The sequence below is a fragment of the Micromonospora sp. NPDC049171 genome (assembly GCF_040648275.1).
Classification (GTDB): Bacteria; Actinomycetota; Actinomycetes; order Mycobacteriales; family Micromonosporaceae; genus Micromonospora.
In genome coordinates this window covers 91073-113152 of record NZ_JBEZDJ010000006.1, presented here as the reverse complement: position 1 = coordinate 113152, position 22080 = coordinate 91073, and the positions used below count along the sequence as shown (strand labels likewise).

At 73.0% G+C, this 22080-nt stretch carries 23 protein-coding genes; 13 read left to right on the top strand and 10 right to left on the bottom strand.

Annotation, left to right across the window (positions count from 1 at the left end; genetic code table 11):
• The first annotated feature begins 27 nt into the window (after positions 1–27).
• From leuC to AB0B14_RS09815, 4 genes are all read left to right on the top strand, one after another.
• On the top strand, positions 28–1473 hold the full coding sequence (leuC, locus tag AB0B14_RS09830) for a 3-isopropylmalate dehydratase large subunit (protein WP_357522191.1): 1446 nt from the start codon (positions 28–30) through the stop codon (positions 1471–1473).
• A gap of 14 nt (positions 1474–1487) precedes the next feature.
• The gene (gene leuD, locus AB0B14_RS09825) at positions 1488–2075 is read left to right on the top strand and encodes a 3-isopropylmalate dehydratase small subunit (RefSeq protein ID WP_357522189.1); all 588 of its coding nucleotides are present in this window, start codon (positions 1488–1490) and stop codon (positions 2073–2075) included.
• Positions 2076–2247: 172 nt separating this feature from the next.
• On the top strand, positions 2248–3000 hold the full coding sequence (locus AB0B14_RS09820; protein ID WP_357522187.1) for an HU family DNA-binding protein: 753 nt from the start codon (positions 2248–2250) through the stop codon (positions 2998–3000).
• Positions 3001–3141: 141 nt separating this feature from the next.
• Positions 3142–5226 carry an endonuclease/exonuclease/phosphatase family protein gene (locus tag AB0B14_RS09815; protein ID WP_357522185.1) on the top strand — a complete coding sequence of 695 codons (2085 nt, stop codon included), beginning with the start codon at positions 3142–3144 and terminating at the stop codon, positions 5224–5226.
• A 42-nt stretch (positions 5227–5268) separates the two neighbouring features.
• Here AB0B14_RS09815 and AB0B14_RS09810 read toward each other — a convergent pair whose 3' ends face one another.
• Genes AB0B14_RS09810 through cofC form a run of 5 tightly spaced genes read right to left on the bottom strand, consistent with a single transcriptional unit; the run spans position 5269 to position 10976 of the window.
• Positions 5269–6147 (bottom strand): NUDIX hydrolase, encoded by an 879-nt coding sequence (locus tag AB0B14_RS09810; protein WP_357522183.1) that lies wholly within the window; start codon positions 6145–6147, stop codon positions 5269–5271.
• The gene (locus AB0B14_RS09805; protein ID WP_357522181.1) at positions 6135–7655 is read right to left on the bottom strand and encodes a CYTH and CHAD domain-containing protein; all 1521 of its coding nucleotides are present in this window, start codon (positions 7653–7655) and stop codon (positions 6135–6137) included. Before AB0B14_RS09805 ends, AB0B14_RS09810 begins: the two co-directional genes overlap by 13 nt.
• Before the next feature lie 24 nt (positions 7656–7679).
• Positions 7680–10040: an RNA degradosome polyphosphate kinase gene (locus tag AB0B14_RS09800; protein WP_357080896.1), complete on the bottom strand. Its 2361-nt coding sequence runs from the start codon at positions 10038–10040 to the stop codon at positions 7680–7682.
• A gap of 54 nt (positions 10041–10094) precedes the next feature.
• Positions 10095–10292, bottom strand: a complete 198-nt coding sequence (locus tag AB0B14_RS09795; RefSeq protein ID WP_030335323.1) for a hypothetical protein — start codon at positions 10290–10292, stop codon at positions 10095–10097.
• 36 nt (positions 10293–10328) lie between these two features.
• Positions 10329–10976, bottom strand: a complete 648-nt coding sequence (cofC, locus tag AB0B14_RS09790) for a 2-phospho-L-lactate guanylyltransferase (RefSeq protein ID WP_357522179.1) — start codon at positions 10974–10976, stop codon at positions 10329–10331.
• A 128-nt stretch (positions 10977–11104) separates the two neighbouring features.
• On the opposite strand from cofC, the gene AB0B14_RS09785 reads away from it, so the two are divergent.
• The 5 genes from AB0B14_RS09785 (at position 11105) to AB0B14_RS09765 (ending at position 16167) form a co-directional block, all read left to right on the top strand.
• A complete protein-coding gene (locus AB0B14_RS09785; protein WP_357080890.1) occupies positions 11105–11842 on the top strand; it encodes a lysophospholipid acyltransferase family protein in 738 nt (245 codons plus the stop codon).
• Positions 11839–12846, top strand: coding sequence for an NAD(P)H-dependent glycerol-3-phosphate dehydrogenase (locus AB0B14_RS09780; RefSeq protein ID WP_357080888.1), 1008 nt, complete (start codon positions 11839–11841; stop codon positions 12844–12846). Before AB0B14_RS09785 ends, AB0B14_RS09780 begins: the two co-directional genes overlap by 4 nt.
• 7 nt (positions 12847–12853) lie before the next feature.
• A complete protein-coding gene (locus tag AB0B14_RS09775; RefSeq protein WP_357522177.1) occupies positions 12854–13972 on the top strand; it encodes a cystathionine gamma-lyase in 1119 nt (372 codons plus the stop codon).
• An 8-nt stretch (positions 13973–13980) separates the two neighbouring features.
• Positions 13981–14760, top strand: coding sequence for a putative protein N(5)-glutamine methyltransferase (locus AB0B14_RS09770; protein WP_357080882.1), 780 nt, complete (start codon positions 13981–13983; stop codon positions 14758–14760).
• Between the two features lie 357 nt (positions 14761–15117).
• Positions 15118–16167, top strand: a complete 1050-nt coding sequence (locus AB0B14_RS09765; protein WP_357522175.1) for an ROK family protein — start codon at positions 15118–15120, stop codon at positions 16165–16167.
• A 114-nt stretch (positions 16168–16281) separates the two neighbouring features.
• Here the strand turns inward: AB0B14_RS09765 and AB0B14_RS09760 are convergent, their stop codons facing one another.
• Positions 16282–16482, bottom strand: coding sequence for a DUF397 domain-containing protein (locus AB0B14_RS09760; RefSeq protein WP_357077728.1), 201 nt, complete (start codon positions 16480–16482; stop codon positions 16282–16284).
• A gap of 5 nt (positions 16483–16487) precedes the next feature.
• Positions 16488–17333 (bottom strand): helix-turn-helix transcriptional regulator, encoded by an 846-nt coding sequence (locus tag AB0B14_RS09755; RefSeq protein WP_357077731.1) that lies wholly within the window; start codon positions 17331–17333, stop codon positions 16488–16490.
• A 277-nt stretch (positions 17334–17610) separates the two neighbouring features.
• On the opposite strand from AB0B14_RS09755, the gene AB0B14_RS09750 reads away from it, so the two are divergent.
• Together AB0B14_RS09750 and AB0B14_RS09745 are read left to right on the top strand one after the other, a co-directional pair.
• A complete protein-coding gene (locus AB0B14_RS09750) occupies positions 17611–17829 on the top strand; it encodes a hypothetical protein (RefSeq protein ID WP_357077734.1) in 219 nt (72 codons plus the stop codon).
• A gap of 194 nt (positions 17830–18023) precedes the next feature.
• A complete protein-coding gene (locus AB0B14_RS09745; protein ID WP_357077737.1) occupies positions 18024–19124 on the top strand; it encodes a D-alanine--D-alanine ligase family protein in 1101 nt (366 codons plus the stop codon).
• Between the two features lie 48 nt (positions 19125–19172).
• On the opposite strand, the gene AB0B14_RS09740 is transcribed toward AB0B14_RS09745, so the two are convergent.
• Together AB0B14_RS09740 and AB0B14_RS09735 are read right to left on the bottom strand one after the other, a co-directional pair.
• A complete protein-coding gene (locus tag AB0B14_RS09740; RefSeq protein ID WP_357077740.1) occupies positions 19173–19865 on the bottom strand; it encodes a DUF3515 family protein in 693 nt (230 codons plus the stop codon).
• On the bottom strand, positions 19866–20099 hold the full coding sequence (locus tag AB0B14_RS09735) for an Lrp/AsnC ligand binding domain-containing protein (RefSeq protein ID WP_013284547.1): 234 nt from the start codon (positions 20097–20099) through the stop codon (positions 19866–19868). It lies immediately after the preceding gene.
• 96 nt (positions 20100–20195) lie between these two features.
• Between AB0B14_RS09735 and AB0B14_RS09730 the strand changes: the two genes are divergently transcribed.
• Together AB0B14_RS09730 and AB0B14_RS09725 are read left to right on the top strand one after the other, a co-directional pair.
• Entirely contained in the window at positions 20196–21185 is a 990-nt protein-coding gene (locus AB0B14_RS09730; protein ID WP_357077743.1) for a thiamine-phosphate kinase, read from the top strand.
• A 29-nt stretch (positions 21186–21214) separates the two neighbouring features.
• A complete protein-coding gene (locus AB0B14_RS09725) occupies positions 21215–21676 on the top strand; it encodes a GNAT family N-acetyltransferase (protein ID WP_357077746.1) in 462 nt (153 codons plus the stop codon).
• Between the two features lie 100 nt (positions 21677–21776).
• Here the strand turns inward: AB0B14_RS09725 and rpmB are convergent, their stop codons facing one another.
• Positions 21777–21968, bottom strand: a complete 192-nt coding sequence (rpmB, locus tag AB0B14_RS09720) for a 50S ribosomal protein L28 (protein ID WP_091671657.1) — start codon at positions 21966–21968, stop codon at positions 21777–21779.
• Positions 21969–22080: the final 112 nt, after the last annotated feature.

Here is a 22080-nt window from a genome sequence, read left to right as displayed (position 1 = left end):
TTACCTCCCAGAATTTAGGATGTCCAGATGGTGGGAGTCACTCCTGAGCCGAGGACCCTGGCCGAGAAGGTCTGGGACGCACACGTCGTACGATCCGCCGCTGGTGAGCCGGACCTGCTCTTCATCGACCTGCACCTGCTGCACGAGGTGACCAGCCCGCAGGCGTTCGACGGGTTGCGTCTCGCCGGGCGCCGGGTGCGTCGTACCGACCTGACCCTCGCGACCGAGGACCACAACACCCCGACCGGGTACGCCGACCCGGCGTTTCGCCTCCGCCGTGGTGACCTGCTCACCATCGAGGACCCCACGTCGCGTACGCAGATCGAGACGCTGCGGCGCAACTGCGCCGAGTTCGGGGTGCGGCTGCACCCGCTCGGTGACGACAACCAGGGCATCGTGCACGTGATCGGCCCGCAGCTCGGTGTCACCCAGCCGGGCATGACGATCGTCTGTGGCGACTCACACACCGCCACCCACGGCGCGTTCGGCGCGCTCGCCTTCGGCATCGGCACCAGCGAGGTGGAGCACGTGCTGGCCACCCAGACGCTGCCGCAGAGCCGGCCGAAGACGATGGCCGTGAACGTCACCGGCCGTCTCGCCCCCGGCGTCACCGCCAAGGACCTGGTGCTCGCGCTGATCACCCAGGTCGGCACCGGTGGGGGGCGCGGGCACATCGTCGAGTACCGCGGCGAGGCGATCCAGGCCCTCTCCATGGAGGGGCGGATGACAATCGCCAACATGTCCATCGAGTGGGGTGCCAAGGCCGGCATGATCGCGCCGGACGAGACCACCTTCGCGTACCTCAAGGGTCGACCGAACGCGCCGCAGGGCGCGGACTGGGACGCGGCGCTGGAGTGGTGGCGGACGCTGCCCACCGACGACGGCGCGAGCTTCGACGCCGAGGTGACCCTGGACGCCAGCCGGATCACCCCGTTCGTCACCTGGGGCACCAACCCCGGGCAGGGGGCGCCGCTGAGCGCGCCCGTGCCGGACCCGGAGGACTTCGTCACCGACTCGGAGCGCGCCGCCGCCCGCCGCGCCCTGGCGTACATGGACCTGAGCCCCGGCACCCCGCTTCGGGAGCTGCCCATCGACGTGGTCTTCGTGGGGTCCTGCACCAACGGTCGGCTCGAGGATCTGCGGGCCGCCGCCGACGTGCTGCGCGGCCACCAGGTCGCCGACGGGGTCCGGATGCTCGTGGTGCCCGGTTCCGCCGCCGTACGGGAGGCCGCCGAGGCCGAGGGGCTGGACAAGGTCTTCGTCGACGCCGGGGCCGAGTGGCGGTTCGCCGGCTGCTCCATGTGCCTGGGGATGAACCCCGACACGCTGAAGCCGGGCCAGCGCTCCGCCTCCACCTCGAACCGCAACTTCGAGGGCCGTCAGGGCCGGGGTGGGCGTACCCACCTGGTCTCCCCGCCGGTCGCCGCCGCCACCGCCGTGGTCGGCCGGCTGGCCGCCCCCGCCGACCTGTAGAAGGGACCGAGGAGATGGACAAGTTCACCACCCACACCGGCACGGCCGTGCCGCTGCGGCGGTCCAACGTGGACACCGATCAGATCATCCCCGCCGTGTACCTCAAGCGGGTGACCCGCACGGGCTTCGCCGACGGGCTGTTCAGCGCGTGGCGGGAAGATCCGACATTCGTCCTCAACGATGAAAGCTATTCCGGTGCGTCGATCCTGATCGCCGGCCCGGAGTTCGGCACCGGCTCATCCCGGGAGCACGCCGTCTGGGCACTGCGGGACTGGGGCTTCCGCGCGGTGGTGGCGCCCCGCTTCGGCGACATCTTCCGCGGCAACGCCCTCAAGGAAGGTCTGTTGCCGGTCGAGTTGGAATTGAAAGCCGTCGAAGAGCTGTGGGACCTGGTCGAGTCGGATCCGACCACCCCGGTGACCGTCGACCTGACCGCCCGCCAGCTCCGGGCCGGGGACGCCAACTGGTCGTTCCCGCTTGACGACTTCAGCCGCTGGCGGCTGCTGGAAGGCCTCGACGACATTGGACTCACCCTCCGCAACGTCGCCGACATCGACTCCTACGAGGCCCGGCGACTGCCGTTCCTGCCCTCCGTGGCATAGCCGTACGCCCGGGCGCCCAGCGGATTTCACCCCCATCGGTCCGACCGGTGGGGGTGAATCCGTTACGACACAAGGGCTTTTTTCTACCGAATGTTTGTGTCCCGGCAGCGCAGGGCATAACGTGCGCGCAGAATGGCTCGCGACGAGTCAGTTGCACAATCGGGAGGAAGTCGTGAACAAGGCCGAGCTCATCGAGGCGCTCGCCGTTCGCCTGGGGGACCGGAAGACGGCGACGAACGCCCTCGAGGCGGTCCTCACCGAGGTCCAGGCGGCGGTCACCAAGGGCGAGAAGGTGGCGATCACCGGATTCGGAGCGTTCGAAAAGCGTGTGCGTGGCGCGCGAACAGCGCGCAACCCGCGGACCGGCGAGGCGGTGAAGGTCAAGAAGACATCTGTCCCGACCTTCCGCCCCGGCGCCGGTTTCAAGGAGATGGTGGCCAGCGGCAAGGTGCCGAAGGCCACGGTGGCGACGAAGAAGACCGCCACCACCACCGCCACGGCCAAGACGGCCGGCACCAAGGCGGCGGGCACCAAGACGACCGGCACCAAGGCGACAAGCGCCAAGGCCACGGGCACCAAGGCGACAAGCGCCAAGGCCACGGGCACCAAGGCGACAAGCGCCAAGGCGGCCAGCAAGGCCACGGCCAAGGCGACCACGGCCAAGGCGGCCAGCAAGAAGACCGCCCCGGCCAAGGCGAGCAAGACCGCCACGGCGACCAAGACGGTCGCCAGCAAGAAGACCGCCCCGGCCAAGGCGAGCAAGAGCACCACGGCGACCAAGACGGCCGCCAGCAAGAAGACCACCGCGGCGAAGAAGACCACCGCGGCGACCAAGTCGACCACGGCGAAGAAGACCACCGCGGCGGCGAGCAAGAGCACGGCGGCCAAGAAGGCCCCGGCGAAGAAGGCGGCCAGCAAGCGCTGACCGAGCTTCTCCGAAAGGGCGTCCACCCGTTGGTGGACGCCCTTTCGGCGTACGGGGACCCGTTGACCGGGTCGGCTCGCTCGCGCAGAATCGCCGTGCCGGCCCCCTCCGCCGGTTCGCCGACACCGAAATGGGGCACCGGTGCGCTACCGCCAGGTCACCGCCGGGACGCTCGCGCTGGGCGTGCTGCTCCTCATCGACGTGCTGCGCGTCTGGCTGCCCGGCATCATCACCATCTTCGGTCAGGCCGCCTCCACCCCGGCCGAGCTGATGGGTGCGTTCGCCCTCGGCTGGTTCGTGCTCGCGATGGGCGCACCGGCGGTGGTCCGTCGGGTGGGCGCCCGCCCGGTCACGGTCGTCGCCGCCGTCGTGCTCGCCCTCGCCCGGCTCGCGCTCACCACCGCCCCCGGAGGGCGTACGCAGCTCTGGCTGGCCACCGTCGGGCTGCTCGCCGGGCTGGTGTGGCTGGTCGGCGTCGCCGCCGACACCGACCGACCGGTACCGGGGCTGGCGTTGGGGCTCGCCGTCAACGCGGCGCTGCACGCGGTGCTGGACACCTTCGACCTGGTCTGGCGGGGCGACTGGGCGGCCTGGCTGCTCAGCTCCGTCGCGGTGGCGCTCTTCCTGGTCGGCACGATCCGGCCCGGTTCCTGGGCGGAGGCGGAGCAGCCCGGCTCCTGGGCGGAGGCGGAGCGGTCCGGCTCCCGGGCCGTGGCGGCGCGGGTCGGCTCCCCGGCCGGTGAGCCGCGGGCCGTAGCCGCGCGGCCCGACTTCCCAGCCGATGAGCCGCGGGCCGAGGTGGCTGGGTCCGGCGGTCGGGCGGGCGCTGGTGGCGTACGGGCCTGGCTGCTGGTCGGGCCGGCGCTGCTGCTGGCCGGGATGGTGGCGCTCTCCCCGGCGCTGGCCCGGACCGGGATGTCGTACCTGGTCGTCGGCGACGGTGTGGCGCGCTCGCCGCTGCTCGGCATGGCACCGGTGCCGGTGGCGGTCGCGGGGTTCCTGTACACCGCCCTGACCCGGCCGCACGAGCGGTGGGGCCGAGCGTACGGGCCGGTGGCGCTGTTGGCCGGCGCGGTGCTGTTCGCCCTCGACCAGGGTGATCTGCTCCTCCCGGCCATCCTGCTCGCCGCCGTCGGTCTCGGCGCCTGCCTCGCCCGCACCGACGACGCCACCCACCCGAACGGCGCCACCCACCCGAACGCCGGCACCGCTGACGCTGACGGGGATGACCGGCGGTGGGCGGCGCGCCGGGGGTACGCGGTCGCCACCGGCATGCTCGTCTTCGCGCTGGGGGCGGTCGGGTACTACTCCGCCTACGACCTCGGGTACCCCAACGCTGCGGTGCCCGTGCTGGTGGCGGTGCTGGTCGCGGTCGTGGCGCTCGCCGCCCGTCCCGTCGTGCACCGCCTCCCCGGGCCGTTCGCGCCGCTGCGGGCCACGGCTGCGGTCACCGCGCTGGCCCTGCTCGCGCCGGTGTTCGCCGACGACGTGCCGGTGACCAGCAACCGCGAAGGTCCACCGGAGCGGCTGACCGTGGTGGCGTACAACATCCGGATGGGTTTCGGGCTGGACGGACGGTTCGACCTGGCCGGGCTCACCGAGGCCGTCGACCGGCAACGGCCGGACGTGGTGTTGCTCAGCGAGGTGGACCGGGCCTGGCTGCTCAACGGCGGGCACGACACCCTGGACCTGCTGGCCGACCGGCTCGGTATGTCGTACGTCTTCGGGCCCGCCGCGGACCCGGTCTGGGGCGACGCGGTGCTCAGCCGTTGGCCGGTCACCGATCTGCGGACCCGTGCCCTGCCGGCCGTCGGGGCACCCACCGGCGCGCAGGCACTCGCCGTCACGCTGGACCTCGGCGCCGGCGTCCGTACCGCAGTGGTCAGCACCCACCTGCAACCTCCGCCCGGGCAGGGCCCGGCGGTCCAGGCCCGCGCGGTCGCCACCTTCGCCACCGAGTACGCGGCCGGCCGGCCCCTGGTGGTGGCGGGCGACCTGAACACGGAGCCGGGTGACGAGGCGTTCGAACAGTTCACCGCCGCCGGTCTGCTCGACGCGTTGGCAGCCGCCCGGCCGCTGGCGACGAGCCCCGCCGACGACCCGCGCGAGCAGATCGACCACGTCTTCGTGTCGCCCGGCCTCACCGCGACCAACCCGGTCGCGCCCCGCGGCACGGCCAGCGACCACCTGCCGGTCGCGGTGACCCTGACCCTCCCGCCCCGCTGACCGTGCGCCCGAGTCGACCGGCTAGGGGCTTTGACACACGCCCTATAGGCGGTCGGCGGCGAGCAGCCGGTCGCCACTGAAGGCGAGCAGCCAACCGCCGCCCTTGGGGGTGGTGAAGTCCTCGTCGGTGCGGCCGGTCAACCGTTTCAGGGCGCCCGGCAGCACCTTGCCCTGGCTGCACACCGCCACCTGCCCACCGGCGCTGGCCAACTCCAGCACCGTGGCGGCGGTGGCGAGGATCTGCTCGTCGGGCTGCTGGCCGGGCTGTGGCTCGTCCAGGTCGCCGCAGATCTCGATCGGCAGGTCGAGCAGCGCGGCGGCCGGGTCCAGGGTCTGTACGCAGCGTCGCGGCGACGCCGACACCAGCCGGGCCGGTCGGATCAGGGCGATCAGACCGGCCAGCACGCTCGCCTGGGCCCATCCCTCGGCGTCCAGGGGCCGGCCGACGTCCGGACCGGACCAGGTGGCCCGTTTCCCGGCGTGCGCGTGCCGGACCAGCGCGACAGTCGCGGTCACCGCCGGCAGCGCGGCGAACGCCGCCAACACCTCGGCGTCGTGCGGGTAGCTGACCAACCGGATCGCGTCGTCCACCGCGAGCCAGCGCATGTCGTCCACCTCGGTGTCGGGTTGGAAACCGCCGCTGGCCACCGCGAGCATCGACCAGTAGTCGACAAGCTTGGCCTGCCCCTCGCTGCGGTAGCGCACCGACGGCAGCCGGACCTGCGGTACGCCCCGCACGTCGGCCTCCTCGGCCACCTCGCGGACCGCGGCGGCGAGTGCGTGCTCGCCCGGCTCCAGTTTGCCCTTCGGCAGGGTCCAGTCGCCGTAGCGGGGGCGGTGCACCACGCAGACGCGGACACCGTCGGCCGACGGCCGCCACGGCACCCCGCCTGCCGCCCGGATGCCGGTCACGGCAGCCAACTGGTCCGCCGCCGTCGGGTGGCCCGGTGCCACGCGTCCGGGAAGAGGGCCCGCATCCGGCGTACCGACTGGCGTTCGCGCTCGGCCAGCCGACCGGCGGTCACCGCCAGGTCGTGGTCGTCCGGCCGCTCGGCGGCGATCTCCAGCCAGGTGTCCGCCGCCACTGCCGCATCCTGGTGCTCGCCGAGCACGTCCTGCACGCCAGCGAGGGCGCGGGACAGCCGGCGTGCGCCCTTGCCGACGGTCGAGGCCACCGCGTTCACCGCGTACCGGGCCTGTTTGCCCTCCTTGCGAACGGCGTGCCAGCGGTCGTCCGGTGACTCGGCGTCGAGCCCGTCGACGCCGTCCGGCCCGGTCAGCCGCCGCCACGGGCGGGCCACCAGCGCGGGCAGCGCCTGCGCTGCGGGGGCAGCCGCCCGACGGGTGAACCGGGGCGCGCGGGCGGCCAGCACCAGCGCGTCCACCAGGGCCAGGTAGCGCGGAGAGCGCAGCGCCTCGTCGATGGCGGCGAGCGCCCGCCGCTGCCGTTGGGCGAGCACCTCGTCCAGCCGGTCCACCGCGCCCTGGTCGAGCGGGCTGAGCGGGTCGGCGCTCGCGGTGTCGCGCAGCCGCTCGCGCAGCACCTCGGCGTCGCGGGCGGCGCCGAGGACACCGGCCAGCCAGCGCAGCTCGTCGCGCAGCGGGCGGGACCAGGCCCTGCGGAGCAACGGTTTGAAGGTACGCAGGTCGCTGCGCAGTCGTCGACAGGCCACCCGCATCTGGTGCACGGCGGTGTCGCCACCGCCCGCCGGGGCGCGCAGCCGGACCAGCGGGTCGTGCGCCAACAGGCGGCGGATCTCCTTGCGGACCGCCTCGGTCACCACGTCGCCGGCGCTCGGCTCTGCGGTCAGCCCGGCCGGCGCGACCAGGTCCGGGTCGGCCTGCGCCGGCGCGCCCAACGCCCGTACGTGCTTCGGGGTGAACGTGCCGCTCTGCGCGCCCGCCTCGCGCAGCACCGCGCCGACCCGGTCGAGCAGTGCCCGGTCGCCGGACTTGAACTCCACCTCCAGCTCGCGGAACGTGCCGGTGCTGGCGCCGGCGTCGTCGAGCACTGTCACCCGGTCGTCCACCACCTCGGCGAGCACCGTGCCGGCCCTGTCACACACCTCGTACGCGTGCCGGACCGTCCGGACCACCGTCACCGGGGCCAGCGGCGCCCCCCGGTGCAGGACGGTGACCAACTCGACCAGCTCCGGCGGCGGCTGGCCCTTGGGCCCGGGGCGGGAGATCTCGTGCCGGACGCCCGGCGTCCCGGTCGGCAACTTCACCGTCCAGGGCTGCTCGTCGCCCCGGCGGTGGCGCAGCGAGGCACCGGCGCGGGCCAGCCGCAGGTCGACAGTGTCGAGGTAGCGCGCGACAAGCGTCACCGGTGCCAGCTCCCGGACCCGACCCCCGGCCGGGGCCGTGGGGGCCAGGTCCGGCAGCACGTAGGCGTCGTCCACCTCGTACTTCTGTTCCTCCTCGACCATCAGTTCAGCCTAAGCGTTGATCGGTCAACTGGCCGTGCCACCGACCCGGCGCAGCAGCAGTTCCTGCAGGTGGGCCCGCGCTTTTGTGTCCTCGCCGGTACGCCGGGTCCAGGTGCCGTCGGCGGCCAGTTCGAACGCGTCCACGTCGGGGCTCATCGCGGCGGTCAACACGTGGTCCAGCTCGGCGCGGGCGATCGGGTCGCTCACCCGCACCAGCGCCTCCACCCGGCGGTCGAGGTTGCGGTGCATCAGGTCGGCGGAGCCCATCCAGAACTCGGCCTCACCGTTGTTGCCGAACCGGAAGACCCGGGAGTGCTCCAGGAACCGACCGAGGATCGAGCGGACGCGGATGTTCTCCGACAGGCCCGGTACCCCCGGACGCAGGGTGCACATGCCCCGGATGAGCAGATCGACGTGCACGCCGGCCTGGGACGCCCGGTACAGCGCGTCGGTCACTCCCTCGTCGACAAGCGAGTTGACCTTGAACTGGACCAGGCCGGGCATGCCCAGTCGGACGTGCGAGATCTCCCGCTCGATCCGCTCGACGAGCCCGCTGCGGATGCCCTGCGGGGCGACCAGCAACCGCCGGAACGCCGTCTGCCGGCTGTACCCGGTGAGCACGTTGAACAGGTCGGTCAGGTCCGCGCCGATCTCCGGGTCGGCGGTGAGCATGCCGAAGTCCTCGTACAGTCGGGCCGTCTTTGGGTGGTAGTTGCCGGTGCCGATGTGGCAGTAGCGGCGGATCTGGTTGCCCTCCTGGCGGACCACCAGCGCGGTCTTGCAGTGCGTCTTCAGGCCGACCAGGCCGTACACCACGTGGCAACCGGCGCGTTCCAGCGTGCGGGCCCAGCCGATGTTGGCCACCTCGTCGAACCGGGCCTTCACCTCCACCAGCACCACCACCTGCTTGCCGGCGGCGGCGGCGTCGACCAACGCGTCGACGATCGGGGAGTCGCCGCTGGTGCGGTAGAGGGTCTGCTTGATGGCCAGCACGTTCGGATCCGCGGCGGCCTGCTCAATGAAGCGCTGCACGCTCGTGGCGAACGAGTGGTACGGGTGGTGCACCAGGATGTCCCCGTCGCGCAGGGTGGAGAACACGCTGCGCGGCACCTCACCCTCGGCGAGCCGGGGGTGCGTGGCCGGCACGAACGGCGGGTCCTTCAGGTCCGGCCGGTCGGCCTCGCCGTAGACCTGCCACAACGCGGACAGGTCCAGCAGGCCGGGCACCCGCAGCACGTCCTGGTCGTCCATGTCCAGCTCGCGGACGAGCAACTCCAGCATGTGGTCGGAGATGGACGCGGCGGCCTCCAGCCGGACCGGTGGGCCGAACCGTCGCCGGGCCAGCTCCCGCTCCAGGGCCTGGAGCAGGTCCTCGTCGCGGTCCTCGTCGACCTCCACCTCGGCGTTGCGGGTCACCCGGAACAGGTGGCACTCGACCACCTGCATGCCGCTGAACAACTGACCCAGGTGCACCGAGATCAGGTCCTCCACCGGCAGCATCCGCACGCCCGGCTGGTCCCGGTCCACCCGGACGAAGCGGGGGACGTTGTTGGGCACCTTCACCCGGGCGAACAGCTCCGAACCCCCGTCCGGGTCGCGAACCGCCACCGCCAGGTTCAACGACCGTCCCGAGATGTACGGGAACGGGTGCGCCGGGTCCACCGCGAGCGGCGTCAGCACGGGGAAGATGTGCTCCCGGAAATAGGTGCGCAACCGCTCCCGTTCGGGGTCGCCCAACTCGGCCCAGCGCAGGATGCGGATGCCCTCGTCGGCCAGCCTGGGCAGGATGTCGTCGACGAAGCAGGCGGCGTGCCGGGCGACCAGCTCGGCGGTCCGCTCGGCGATCAGCTCCAACTGGGTACGCAGGGGCAGCCGGTCCCCGCCGCGCACCGGCAGGCCGGCGGAGAGCCGCCGCTTCAGCCCGGCGATGCGCACCATGTAGAACTCGTCCAGGTTGCTCGCGAAGATGGCCAGGAACTTGGCCCGTTCCAGCAGCGGGGTGCGCTGGTCCTCGGCCAGGGTGAGCACCCGGGCGTTGAAGTCGAGCCAGGAGAGCTCTCGGTTGAGGAAACGGTCCTCCGGCAGCGGCGGGGCCGCCGGCGGTTCGTCGTCGTCCTCCGGGGCGCCGACCGGTAGGTCGCTCGGCAGGACCGGGTGGACGTCACCGGCGGCCGGGCCGTCCGCCTCGATCACCGGCGCGGGGTCGAGGACCTCGTCCAGCCCGGAGGAGGCGCCGCCGGGGTCGTCGGCGAGGGTGTCGGCGCGGGCGGCGCCGGCCCGTTCGGCACGGGACGGGCGGAAGCGGCCGTCGGTGCCGCGTGCGCGGGAGCCGTTACGGAGGTCGGTGGCGGGCGGGTTGGCCGGGTGCTCGCGAGGGGTGCTCACCCGCTCATAATCACCCGATTACGGTAAACGCAAAATGAACTTGGGCTCGCCGGGTCAGATCATCGTCGGCAATGTCACCCGGACTACCTCGCCGTCGGGATCGGTGTCGATGCGAACCCGCTGGCCGAGCCGGAGCAGCCGCAGCCCGGAGGCGTCGAAGGCCCGGGCGGGGAAGCGCATCTCGGTGCCGTCGTCGAGCAGCAGGACCCCGCTGCGCGTCGCCGCGTCGTAGCTGGCCACCGTGCCCTGCATGCTGGCACCGTACACCCGGCGTGCGGGCCGGGCGGGTCAGCCCGCCGTGCGGGCCGGGCGGCCGGCGGTGACCAGGGCGGCGGTGCGCGGCCCCAGCCCGAGCCGGGCGGCGGCGGTCAGGTCCGCGGCGGTGTCCACGTCCCGGCGCAGGCTGGGCCAGTCGTCGGTGAGCGGCAGCGCCCCGCTCGCCTCGTGCGCGACCGCCGAGTCCACCCCGAAGCGGGGGTCCAGCGCGACACCGGGCGGGGCGGTGAGCAGCACCGTGCCGCTGCCGGGCGCGTCGGGCACGAAACGGCGTACCGCGGGTCGCCCGTTCCGCGCGGCGAGCAGCGCGCCGGCCAACTCGGCGGGGCGCAGCGCCGGCAGGTCCGCCGTGAGCCCGGCCACCCACCCGACGGTCGTCGCGGCCGCGCCGTGCCGGAACGCGGCGTTCAGTCCGGCGGCCGGCTCGTCGGGCAGCACCCGCGCGCCGGCGGCCCGCGCCGCATCCGCCACCCGGGCGTCGTCGGTCACCACCAGGGCCTCGGCGACCGCCGGGCAGGCCAACACCGCGCGGAGCGTGTCGGCCGCCAGGGCCAGCGCCAGATCCTCGTGGGGTACGCCCGGCAGCGCGCCCCGCAGCCGGCTCTTGGCCGCTGCCAGATGCTTCACCGGCACCACCACGGCCCACCTCGGCTGACTCACGCCCGCAATCCTGCCAGCCGGACGGCGGGACCCTCGCTGGCCGTACCGGGGGCGAGCAGGCATGATTTCCGCTGCGGGTGTCGCGGGCGGGGTTTCGCGGCGGGGTTGGGGCGCGACGAGGAGGCAGAGTGGCACGGCGGAGGCTGGGGTTCTGGCAACGGTTCGCCGTGGGGCTGGTGAAGCCGGTGATGACCGTGTGGACCCGGCGGACCTGGCGTGGCCAGGAGCACCTCCGACGCGACGGCGGCATGATCATCGTGGCGAACCACATCTCGCACGCCGACCCGCTGGTCTCCGCGCACTTCATCTACGATTCCGGGCGCTGGCCGCAGTACCTGGGCAAGGCCAGCGTGTTCCGGGTGCCGGTGGTCGGCTGGATCCTGCACCGGTGCCGGCAGATCCCGGTCGAGCGGGGCAGCGTCGACGCGGTCCGCTCGCTGGACTCCCTGGTCGCCGCCCTCGACCAGGGTGGCGCCGTGGTGATCTACCCGGAGGGCACCACCACCCGACAGCCGGAGCTGTGGCCGATGAAGGCCAAGACCGGGGCCGCCCGGTTGGCTCTGGCCACCGGCGCTCCCGTCGTGCCGGTGGTGATGTGGGGGCCGGAGCGGCTCTTCGACCCGCGGACCAGCCGCGTCAACCCGCGCCCGCGGATCCCGGTGACAGTTGTCGCCGGGGAACCGATCGACCTGAGCCGGTGGGCCGATGCCCAGCCGACCCGGGTCACCCTCGAGGAGATGACGGACACCATCATGTTGCGGCTGCGGGACATGCTCGGCGAGATCCGCGGCGGCACCCCGCCGCCGCTGTGGGAGCGACCGGCCCGTTCCTCCGCCGGGCACGAGCAGCAGGGTGACCTGGGGTGAGCGGCCACGTCGCGGTGCTCGGTGCCGGTTCCTGGGGCACCGCGTTCGCCAAGATCCTCGCCGACGCGGGGCGGGACGTGACGGTGTGGGCCCGTCGTGCGCCGGTCGCCGAGAGCATCCGGACCGAGCGTCGCAACCCGGAGTACCTGCCCGGCGTGCTGCTGCCGGCCCGGGTCACCGCCACCGCCGACGCGGCCGAGGCGATCACCGGCGCCGAGGTGGTGGTGCTGGCCGTGCCGTCGCAGACCCTGCGCGGCAACCTCGCCGAATGGGCCGGGCACCTGCACCCCGACTCGACACTGGTGTCGCTGATGAAGGGCATCGAGCTCGGCACCACCAAACGGATGAGCGAGGTCATCGTGGAGACCGCCGGGGTCGCCGCCGACCGGGTGGTCGTCGTCTCCGGCCCGAACCTGGCTCCGGAGATCGCCGCCGAGCAGCCCGCCGCGACAGTGGTGGCCGGGACGAACAGCCACCGCACCGTGCTCGTGCAGTCGTCGATTCGGACGCCGTACCTGCGCCCGTACACCAACGACGACGTGATCGGCTGTGAGCTGGGCGGGGCGGTCAAGAACGTGATCGCCCTGTCGTACGGCATCGCCACCGCGATGGGTTTCGGCGACAACACCCGGGCCATGCTGATGACCCGGGGGCTGGCCGAGACGGCCCGGTTGGGCGTGGCGCTCGGCGCGGACCCGATCACCTTCGCCGGCCTCGCGGGCATGGGCGACCTGGTCGCCTCCTGCTCGTCCCCGCTGGCCCGCAACCGCACCTTCGGCGAGCACCTGGGCCGCGGTGAGACGCTGGAACAGGCCCAGACCGCCACCCGGCAGACCGCCGAGGGTGTGAAGAGTTGCCTGGCGATCCGGGACCTGGCCCGGGCGCACGGCGTGGAGATGCCGATCACCGAGCACGTCGAACGGATCTGCCACGAGGGGATGGACCCCCGGCTCGCCGTGCAGACCCTGATGAGCCGGACCGCCAAGCCCGAGTCGTACGAATGAGGACCCGATGAGCGAACTGGGTGACGGCACCCGCTGCGTCCGCGCCGGCCTGCCCGAGCCGGCACCGGGAGACCCGTTCCTGCCCGGGCCGGTCTTCGCCGCGCCGTACCACCTCGACCCGTGGCAGGGCCAGGGCACGTCGCCGAACGGCTACGGTCGCCCGGACAACCCGACCCGACGGTTGCTGGAGGCGGCCGTGGGCGAGTTGGAGGGTGGGGACTGTCGGGTCTTCGCCACCGGTCAGGCGGCCATCACCGGGACGCTGCTCACCCTGTTGCGCCCGGGCGACACCGTGGTGCTGCCCGCCGACGGCTACTTCCCGGTCCGGGCCTTCGCCACCGCCGTGCTGGAGACGATCGGCGTGCGGGTGCTCTTCGTGCCGACCGTGGGGCCGTACCCGTCCTTCGAGGGCGTCCGGCTGGTGCTGGTGGAGACCCCGGCCAACCCGGGTCTGGACGTGGTCGACGTCGCCGCCCTGGCCGAGCGGGCCCACGCCGCCGGTGCGCTGCTCGCGGTGGACAACACCACCGCCACCCCGCTCGGTCAGCGCCCGCTGGACCTCGGTGCCGACCTGGTGGTCGCCTCCGGCACCAAGGCGCTCACCGGCCACTCCGACCTGCTGCTGGGCTACCTGGCCAGCCGGTCCACCGAGCTGATCCAGGCGGTCACGCTGTGGCGTACCGGCACCGGTTCGGTCCCGGGCGCGTTCGACGCCTGGCTGGCGCACCGGTCGCTGGCGACCCTCGACCTGCGCCTGGCCCGGCAGAGCGCGAACGCCGCCGCCGTCGCCGACCTGCTCGCCGACCGGCCGGACGTGACAGGCCTGCGCTGGCCGGGGCGGCGGGACGACCCGGCGTACCCGGTGGCCTCGGCGCAGATGCGCCGGATGCCCGGGGTGCTCTCCTTCGATCTGGGTGACGCCGACCGGGTGGGCCGGTTCGTCGAGGCCGCCCGCCTGGTGGCGGCGGCCACCTCCTTCGGTGGGCTGCACACCACGGCGGACCGGCGGGCGCAGTGGGGTGACGACACCGCCCCCGGCTTCGTCCGGCTGTCCTGCGGTGTGGAGGACACCCCCGACCTGGTGGCCGACATCGCCGCCGCGCTGGACGCCGCCGGGCCGGTTTGAGGGGACCGGTGGCATCCATCGACCGGCTCTCCCTCGTACGCCGGCTGCGCGCCGCCGGCTGCGTCTACGCCGAGGACGAGGCCGAGCTGCTGCTCGCCGCCGCGGACACCCCGGCGGTGTTGGCCGACCTGACCGACCGACGGGTGGCCGGCGAGCCGTTGGAGTACCTGCTCGGTTGGGCGGAGTTCTGCAACCGGCGAATCCTCGTCGACCCGGGCGTCTTCGTGCCGCGCGCCCGGACCGCCCTGCTGGTCGAGTTGGCTGCCGAGGTGACCGGCCCGGCTCCGGCCGTCGTCGACCTGTGCTGCGGCTCCGGGGCCACCACCGTCGCGCTGGCGCACCGGCTCGCTCCGCGCTGGCTGGCCGCCGCCGACATCGACCCGGCGGCCGTGGCGTGCGCCCGCCGCAACGTCGCCGGGCTGGCCGCCGAGGTGTACGAGGGTGACCTTTTCGCGCCCCTGCCCGCGCGCTGGCGGGGTCGGCTGGACCTGGTGGTGGCCAACGCCCCGTACGTACCGACCGACGCGGTGGCGCTGATGCCGCCGGAGGCGCGGCTGCACGAGGCCCCGGTGGCACTCGACGGCGGCCCGGACGGGCTCGCCGTGCTGCGCCGGGTGGGTGCCGAGGCGGCCGACTGGTTGGCGCCCGGTGGGCACCTGGTCGTCGAGGCCGGCGACACGCAGGTGGCCGCGCTCTGCGCGGCGTTCGAGGCAGCCGGGCTGGTGCCGGACGTGCGGCAGGACGAGGACCTGGACGCCACCGCGGTGACCGCCCGACGCCCCGACTGAGCCCGCGTCACGGATGACACCGCCTCGGCCGCTCCTCGGTCGAGGGCAGGGCCGGCCAGGACCCCCTGCGCACCCTTTGCTCTGCACCCGCCCATGCACCACGAACGGTCCGTAACTGGCGCATGGGCGGGTGCAGAGCAAAGGCGGGTGAGAGGAGGGTGGGGGCGAGACCCGGCGGCGGCGCCACGGCACCGTCGAGCTGACCGCGGCGCGCGCGAGACCGGATCTTCTGGTCAAACGGGACGTGCGGTGACGCATGTCGGTACCTCTGCCAGCCGGCGGGTGGCCGGGCGTGGCGGGGGAGAGGGGTTGGCACTAGCCTCGGCTCACACTCTTACGGGCGGGAGGCGGTTTTCGGTGGGCAGCGCAGGGGTGCCGGTGGTCGTCGGGCTGGACAACGGCGGCACCAGCAACAACGCCACCGTGCTGACGGTGGACGGCCGCTTCCTGGTGGACGGGCTGTTGGAGATCCCCAGCGAGGTGCGGTCCGGGCCGGAGACGGCGATCGAGGCGCTGGCCCGGGCTCTGGACGGTGCCCTGGCGCGGACCGGCGTGCCGCGTGAGCTGGTCCGGGCGGTCGGGCTGGACACGCCCGGCCCGGCGAGTGCCGACGGTGTCATCTCGTCGCGGGGTTCCACCAACTTCTCGCAGCCGGCCTGGCGGGGCTTCGACGTGCGGGGCGCGTTGGAGCGACGCCTCGGCCTGCCGGTGATCTACCACAACGACGGCAACGCCGCCGCGCTCTACGCCCACCACGTGCACTTCGGCGACGACGCGATGAACCGCTCGTCGGTCTCCGCGATCGTCGGCACCGGGCTCGGCGGCGGTGTGGTCGAGAGCGGCCGGGTGATCGCCGGTGCCGCCGGGATGGCCGGGGAGCTCGGTCACGTGCACATCCCGCTGGGTGGGCTGCTCGGCCCGGAGCAGGGGGAGCCCAGCTGCGCCTGCGGCTTCACCGGGGACGTGGAGAGCATCGCCTCGCTGACCGGCATCGAACGCAATCTGCTGCCGTACTGGCTGACCCGCTATCCCGACCACCCCCTTGCCGCCGAGCCGGTGGCCCGGGCCGCGAAGTTGGTCCGGGGGTACGGCGAGCGCGGGGACGCCCTCGCGCGGGACCTCTTCACCCAGCAGGCGATGGCGCTGGGCCGCCTGTTCACGGTCGCGGCGAACTTCACCGATCCGCACGCGTACTTCGTCGGTGGTGGGGTGGTGGAGGCGGCGCCGGAGTTCCGCGACTGGTTCCTGGCGACGGTCCGCGAGCACACCGTGCTTCGGGAGGAGCAGGCGGCGGTGGCCACCTTCGCGCTGGTGCCGGACCGGGACATGGCCGGCGCCCGGGGCGTGGCGATCGCCGCGTTGGAGGCGCTACGTGCCGTCCCGGAGCCCCGTCCGCTCGTCGCCTGAGCCTGAGCCTGAGCCCGAGCCCGCCCCGGCCGCCGCGCCCGGTGGTCAGCGGGGCGGCGGTCGGGGCGGCGGGTTGGTGGCGCGGCCGGTCGGGTCAGCGTTGCGGCCTCCCGGTCACCGCAGGGGTGGTGCCTGGGCGAAGGCGGCCCAGGCGGCCGGCGGGAACAGCAGCGCCGGACCGGCCGGGTCCTTGGAGTCGCGGACGGCCACCAGCCGCGGGATCGCGGCCACCTCCACGCAGGCGCCCTCGTCGCCGCTGCGGCTGCTCTTGCGCCACGCCGCCGCGGACATGGCCGCTGTGATCGTCGGTGTCATCGGTCTTACCGTCCCTTCAGGGCTGTCAGGAGCATTCCGCGGCTGTCGGCCGGGCTGAGCGCCACGCTTCGGAGATGCTCCATGATCTTGGTGCAGGTCCGCGTCTCGCCGGCTCGGTCGAGGATCATCTGGCCGGCGACGGTCTCCACCGAGGCGATGATCGGATCTTCCGGATCGGCGAACTCGAGGATGTGTAGCGAGCCTCGGGTGCCCCGGTGGTAGCCGGCGGAGAGCGGGATCACCTGAACGGTGATGTTCGGCAACTCGGCCATCTTGACCAGGTGCCGCAGTTGGCCGTCCATCACCGACTGCTCGCCGACCGGGCGTAGCAGCGCGCCCTCGTCGATGATCGCGTCGAGGATGGGCGGGTCGTCGCCGGTGAGCCGCTGTTGCCGATCGAGTCGGACCTTGACCCGCTGCTCCACCAGGTCGTCGCCGAGGGTGTGCGGGCCACCGCGCATCACGCCACGGATGTAGTCCGCGGTCTGGAGCAGGCCGGGCACCACCGAGGGCTCGAAGTTGGCGATGGCGGTCGCCTCGGCTTCCAGCGCGATGAAGTCGATGGTGCGCGGATCGAGCAGGTAGGAGTACGAGACCCACCAGCCTGGCTTGCGGGCGTCCTTGGCGAGTTGCACCGCGGCGGCCACCTCCTCGGCACCCACCCCGTACGAGGTGAGCAGCGCGCGCACGGTGGCCGGGGTGACCAGGGACTGGGCGTTCTCGTACCGGGAGAGGGTGCTGCGGGTGCTGTTGATCTCATCCGCCGCGGTCTCCAGTGTCAGGCCGGCGGCTTCCCGGTGGTGGCGCAGGGCGATGCCGAGCCGGCGGGCACGGGCTGTCTTCGGGGCCATACATCGATGGTTGCACACATTCGTGAGAACGTCTGCATGGGAGAGGGTCGATGAGAGTTGCATTCATGGCTGTCCACGTGTCAATCTGTTAGCGCGTCCTCACCGCCGGTTGTCGTGGCGACGGTGGTGGTGAGCGACCGGAGGGATGGGGCGCGCGGCGATCGGGTTTCTCCCCCGTGCCCGATCGTCGCGTGCCGCGCCATCCCGGCCCGCCGGAAGGAGACGACGACGTGCGTACCGTTCCGGATCCCCCCGCCGTGCAGCCGGTCGGCCCCCGATGACCCGCTTCCTGGTGGTGCTCACCGACGTGCGTTCGGTCGAGGGCATCAACCGCGACGAGCGGACCGCGCCGGAGCGCCGACGGCAGGTGGTCGGCGCCAGCAGCCGGGAGGCCGCCGACCGGATCGCCGGAGCGTTCATGGCGCTGGGCATGGTGCGTGCCGGTCGGCAGCGGGTGAAGGTGATCGCGGTCGGCCGCCGACACTCCCGCGACTGAGCAGGCACGACGGTCGATCTGCCGCACGGCAATAGTCCCGTTACGCACCGTATATCCTATGCTGGCTAATCGCCGTGTCGCGCTGCGGCTCGCCGGGTATCGCCTCGCCCTATCGCCACGCACAGTAAGGTCAACCGGGTGAGCGCCACCGGCGAGCACGACCAGCCGCAGTCGCGTACGAAGAGGTGACCGGAGTGACCACCCCAGGCAAAACCCGCGTGGCGATCGTCTTCGGCGGCCGCAGCCCGGAGCACGGCATCTCCTGCGTCAGCGCCGGCAGCGTGTTCGGCGCACTCGACCCGGACGAGTTCGAGGTGGTGCCGGTCGGCATCACCCGAGCCGGTCAGTGGGTGCTGACCAGCGGAGATCCCGCCCAACTCGCGATCAACGCCCGTCAGCTACCGGAGATCACCGCCGACTCCGGCGACGACATCGTGCTGCGCGCCGACCCCACCGGCAACGGGCTGATGGTGCTCGACCCGACCGAGGGCCCCCGCGTGCTCGCCGACGTCGACGTGGTCTTCCCGGTGCTGCACGGCACGTACGGCGAGGACGGCACCATCCAGGGCATGCTGGAGATGGCCGGCATCCCCTACGTCGGGGCGAACGTGTTCGCGTCCGCGGCCGCGATGGACAAGGAGTTCACCAAGAAGCTCTGCGCCGTCGAGGGCATCCCGGTCGGCACGTACGCCGTGCTGCGCAACGGGATGACACTCACCGAGCAGGACAAGGAGCGGCTCGGGCTGCCGGTCTTCGTCAAGCCGTCCCGGGCCGGGTCGTCGTTCGGCATCACCCGGGTCACCGACTGGGCCGACCTGGACACCGCCGTCGCCGCCGCCCGGCAGTTCGACCCGAAGGTCATCATCGAGGCCGCGATCGTCGGCCGCGAGGTCGAGTGCGGCGTGCTGGAGGGCGAGGCCGGCGGCACGCCCGAGGCGTCCGTCCTGGCCGAGGTGCGGGTCGTCGCGGACCACGACTTCTACGACTTCGAGGCGAAGTACCTCGACGACTCGTGCGAGTACGACATTCCGGCCAACCTGCCGGAGCGGGTGACCCGCCAGGTGCAGGAGTACGCGGTCCGCGCGTTCACCGCGCTGGACTGCGCCGGCCTGGCCCGCGCCGACTTCTTCGTCACACCCGAGCTGGACGTCTACCTCAACGAGATCAACACAATGCCCGGGTTCACCCCGACGTCGATGTTCCCGCGGATGTGGGCGGCCTCCGGCCTGGAATATCCGAAGCTCGTCAACCGGCTGATCCGTACCGCCCAGCGGCGCGGCGTCGGCCTGCACTGAGTCGCCCGGCCCCGCTCGCGCAGGTCAGCCGGCGCGGGCGGGGTCAGCTCAGCGCTGGCAACCGGACGGGATGGCGCCGCCGGACGGCACGCTCGCCACGATCGTGCTGGAGATCGGTGACACCCACTGCAACGGCTGCTCGTACGAGCGCGGGATGCGCACCGCGACCGGCGTCTCCCGGTCGACGGTGGTGAGCACGGTCTCCGCGCCCTGCTCGGCCAGGTGCCAGCAGACCCGGTTGACCGTCCAGACCTCGTCGGTGGCGGGGAACGTCGGCTCGGTGCCGCCGCAGGCCACGGTGAGCGCGGGGTCGCCGTAGGCGGCGTTCTGCTCCGGGCCGGCGGTGACCGGCCGCTGGGCCAGGTCGCGGATGGTCGCCGGCAACTGGGAGAGCAGGGCCCGGCAGACCACGGCCGGGCGGGCGGCCAGCGCCGGGGCGGCCATCTCCACCGGGGCGGTGGACTGCACCCGGGCGGTGGTCGCGGACGGGGACGGCGCGGCGGCCGGCGTGTCCGGGGCGAGCCTGGTGACGGCCAGCACGGCCACCAGCAGCGTGATCGGCACCGCGATCAACGTGGCCACCAGAGCGGCGCCCCGATTGCTCCGGTCCCGGCCGACCGGCGCGGCGGCGGCCGGGTCGGCCGGCTCGCCGATACCGTCAGCCGGCTCGCGTGTCCCGTCGGACGTGTCGCGTGGGCCGTCGTCGTCCACCGCAGCGGAGGAGCTCGTCATCTCGTCCACCTACAGCCGCACCACCGAACACGTGAGGGTGCGCGTGATGCCGGGCACCATCTGCACCTTGCTGACAATGAGTTTGCCGAGTTCGTCGACGGTGTTCGCCTCGGTGAGGACGACCACGTCGTACGGCCCGGTGACGGCGTCGACGCGCACCACACCGGCGAGGTCCGCGATGAGACCCGCCACGTCGCGTGCGCGGCCGACCTCGGTCTGGATGAGGATGTACGCCTGTACCACGAGTAGACCTCCGTCCGTCGCCGCTCAGGAGCGGCCCGAACGGTGAAACTACCTTACGGAGCAGGTCCGATCCCTATCGGTGGTCAAGGAGCAGCGGTGAGCGAGCACGGCGGAGCCGGGCAGCACGGACGGAACGCCGGCGGCGGCACCAGCGTGTCCGGGATCGGGGAGTTCGGGCTGATCGGAAGGATCACGGCGCGACTGACGTACGGGCCGACGACCCTGCTCGGCCCCGGCGACGACGCGGCGGTGGTGGCCGCGCCGGACGGGCGGGTGGCGGCCTCCACCGACGTGCTCGTCGACGGGCGGCACTTCCGGCGGGACTGGTCCTCCGCCCGTGACGTCGGACACCGGGCGGCGGCGGCCAACCTGGCCGACATCGCGGCGATGGGCGCCACACCGACCGCCCTGCTGGTTGCCCTCTGCATGCCCGCGGACCTGGACACCGGCTGGGCCGAGGAGTTGGCCGACGGGCTCTCCGCCGAGGCGGCCACGGTCGGCGCGAGCGTCGTCGGCGGCGACATGTCGGCCAGCCCCACCCTGACTGTCGCGGTCACCGCGCTGGGCGACCTGCAGGGCCGCCCGCCCGTGCTGCGCTCGGGTGCCCGCCCGGGGGACGTGCTCGCCCTGGCCGGGCGCATCGGGTACGCGGCCGCCGGGCTGACCGTGCTCACCCGGGGCTTCCGCACCCCCCGGCTGCTGGTCGAGGCGTACCGGCGGCCGCAGGTTCCCTACCCGGCCGGGCCGCTGGCCGCCCGGCTCGGCGCCACGTCGATGATCGACGTGTCGGACGGGCTGCTCGCCGACCTCGGGCACGTGTCGGCGGCCAGCGGGGTAGCGATCGACGTGCGCCGCGCCGCGTTCGAGATACCCCGGCAGATGGCCGACGCGGCGCAGGCGCTCGGCGTCGACCCGTACACCTGGATCCTCGCCGGTGGCGACGACCACGCGCTGGTCGCGACCTTCCCGCCGGGGGTGGTGTTGCCGCCGGACTGGCGGCCGATCGGAGTGGTCACGGACGGTGTCGGGGTGACTGTCGACGGCGCGCCCCACGACGGCCCGGCTGGCTGGGACCACTTCCGGTGAGGCCCGGCGCCGGTCGTATTCTGGATACCGTGAGTGATATTGAGATCCGGGCCGTGCGGTTCGACGCATCGGTGGCGCAGCAGTTGATCCATGCCGCACTGGCCGACCTCGGTGTCCGCTACGGCGGCTCCGGTGACGACACCCCGGTCGACGCGACGGAGTTCGAGCCGCCCGATGGCGCGTTCCTCGTCGCCTATCTGGCCGGCGAGCCGGTCGGCTGCGGTGGCTGGCGCAGCCACGGCGCGGACACCGCGGAGCTGAAGAGGATGTACACGGCCCCGGCGGCGCGCGGGCGGGGCGTGGCCCGCGCCGTGCTGGCGGCCATCGAACGCTCGGCCCGTGAGCAGGGCCGCAAGCGGGTGGTGCTGGAGTGCGGTGACAAGCAGCCCGAGGCGATCGCCATGTACGGCTCCGCCGGTTACGAGCGGATCCCGAACTTCGGCTTCTACAAGGACGCGGAGGGCTGCATCTCCTTCGGCCGCACGCTCTGACCCGTGGCCTTCGGCGCTGGGTGGGCGCGCGCACGACAGAGCCGGCGGACCTCAGGGTCCGCCGGCTGAGCCGTACGAGAAGTTGTGTGGTGCCGCCGCGTCAGGCGCGGGTGACCTTGCCGGCCTTGATGCACGAGGTGCAGACCTGCAGCTTCTTGGTGTTGCCGCCACCGGCCGGGGTGCGCACCGACTGGATGTTCGGGTTCCAGCGGCGGTTGGTCTTCTTCTTGGACCAGGGCACGTTGTGGCCGAAGCCCGGCCCCTTGCCACAGACGTCGCACACGCTAGCCACGGGATACTCCTGGGATTGAAACGTTCATGAGGTTGCCGGCAGAGGTGCTGCACGGGCAACCGCGTCAGCCTACCCGATGTCCCGCCGAGGTGACCAACCGCCCTGGCCCGGT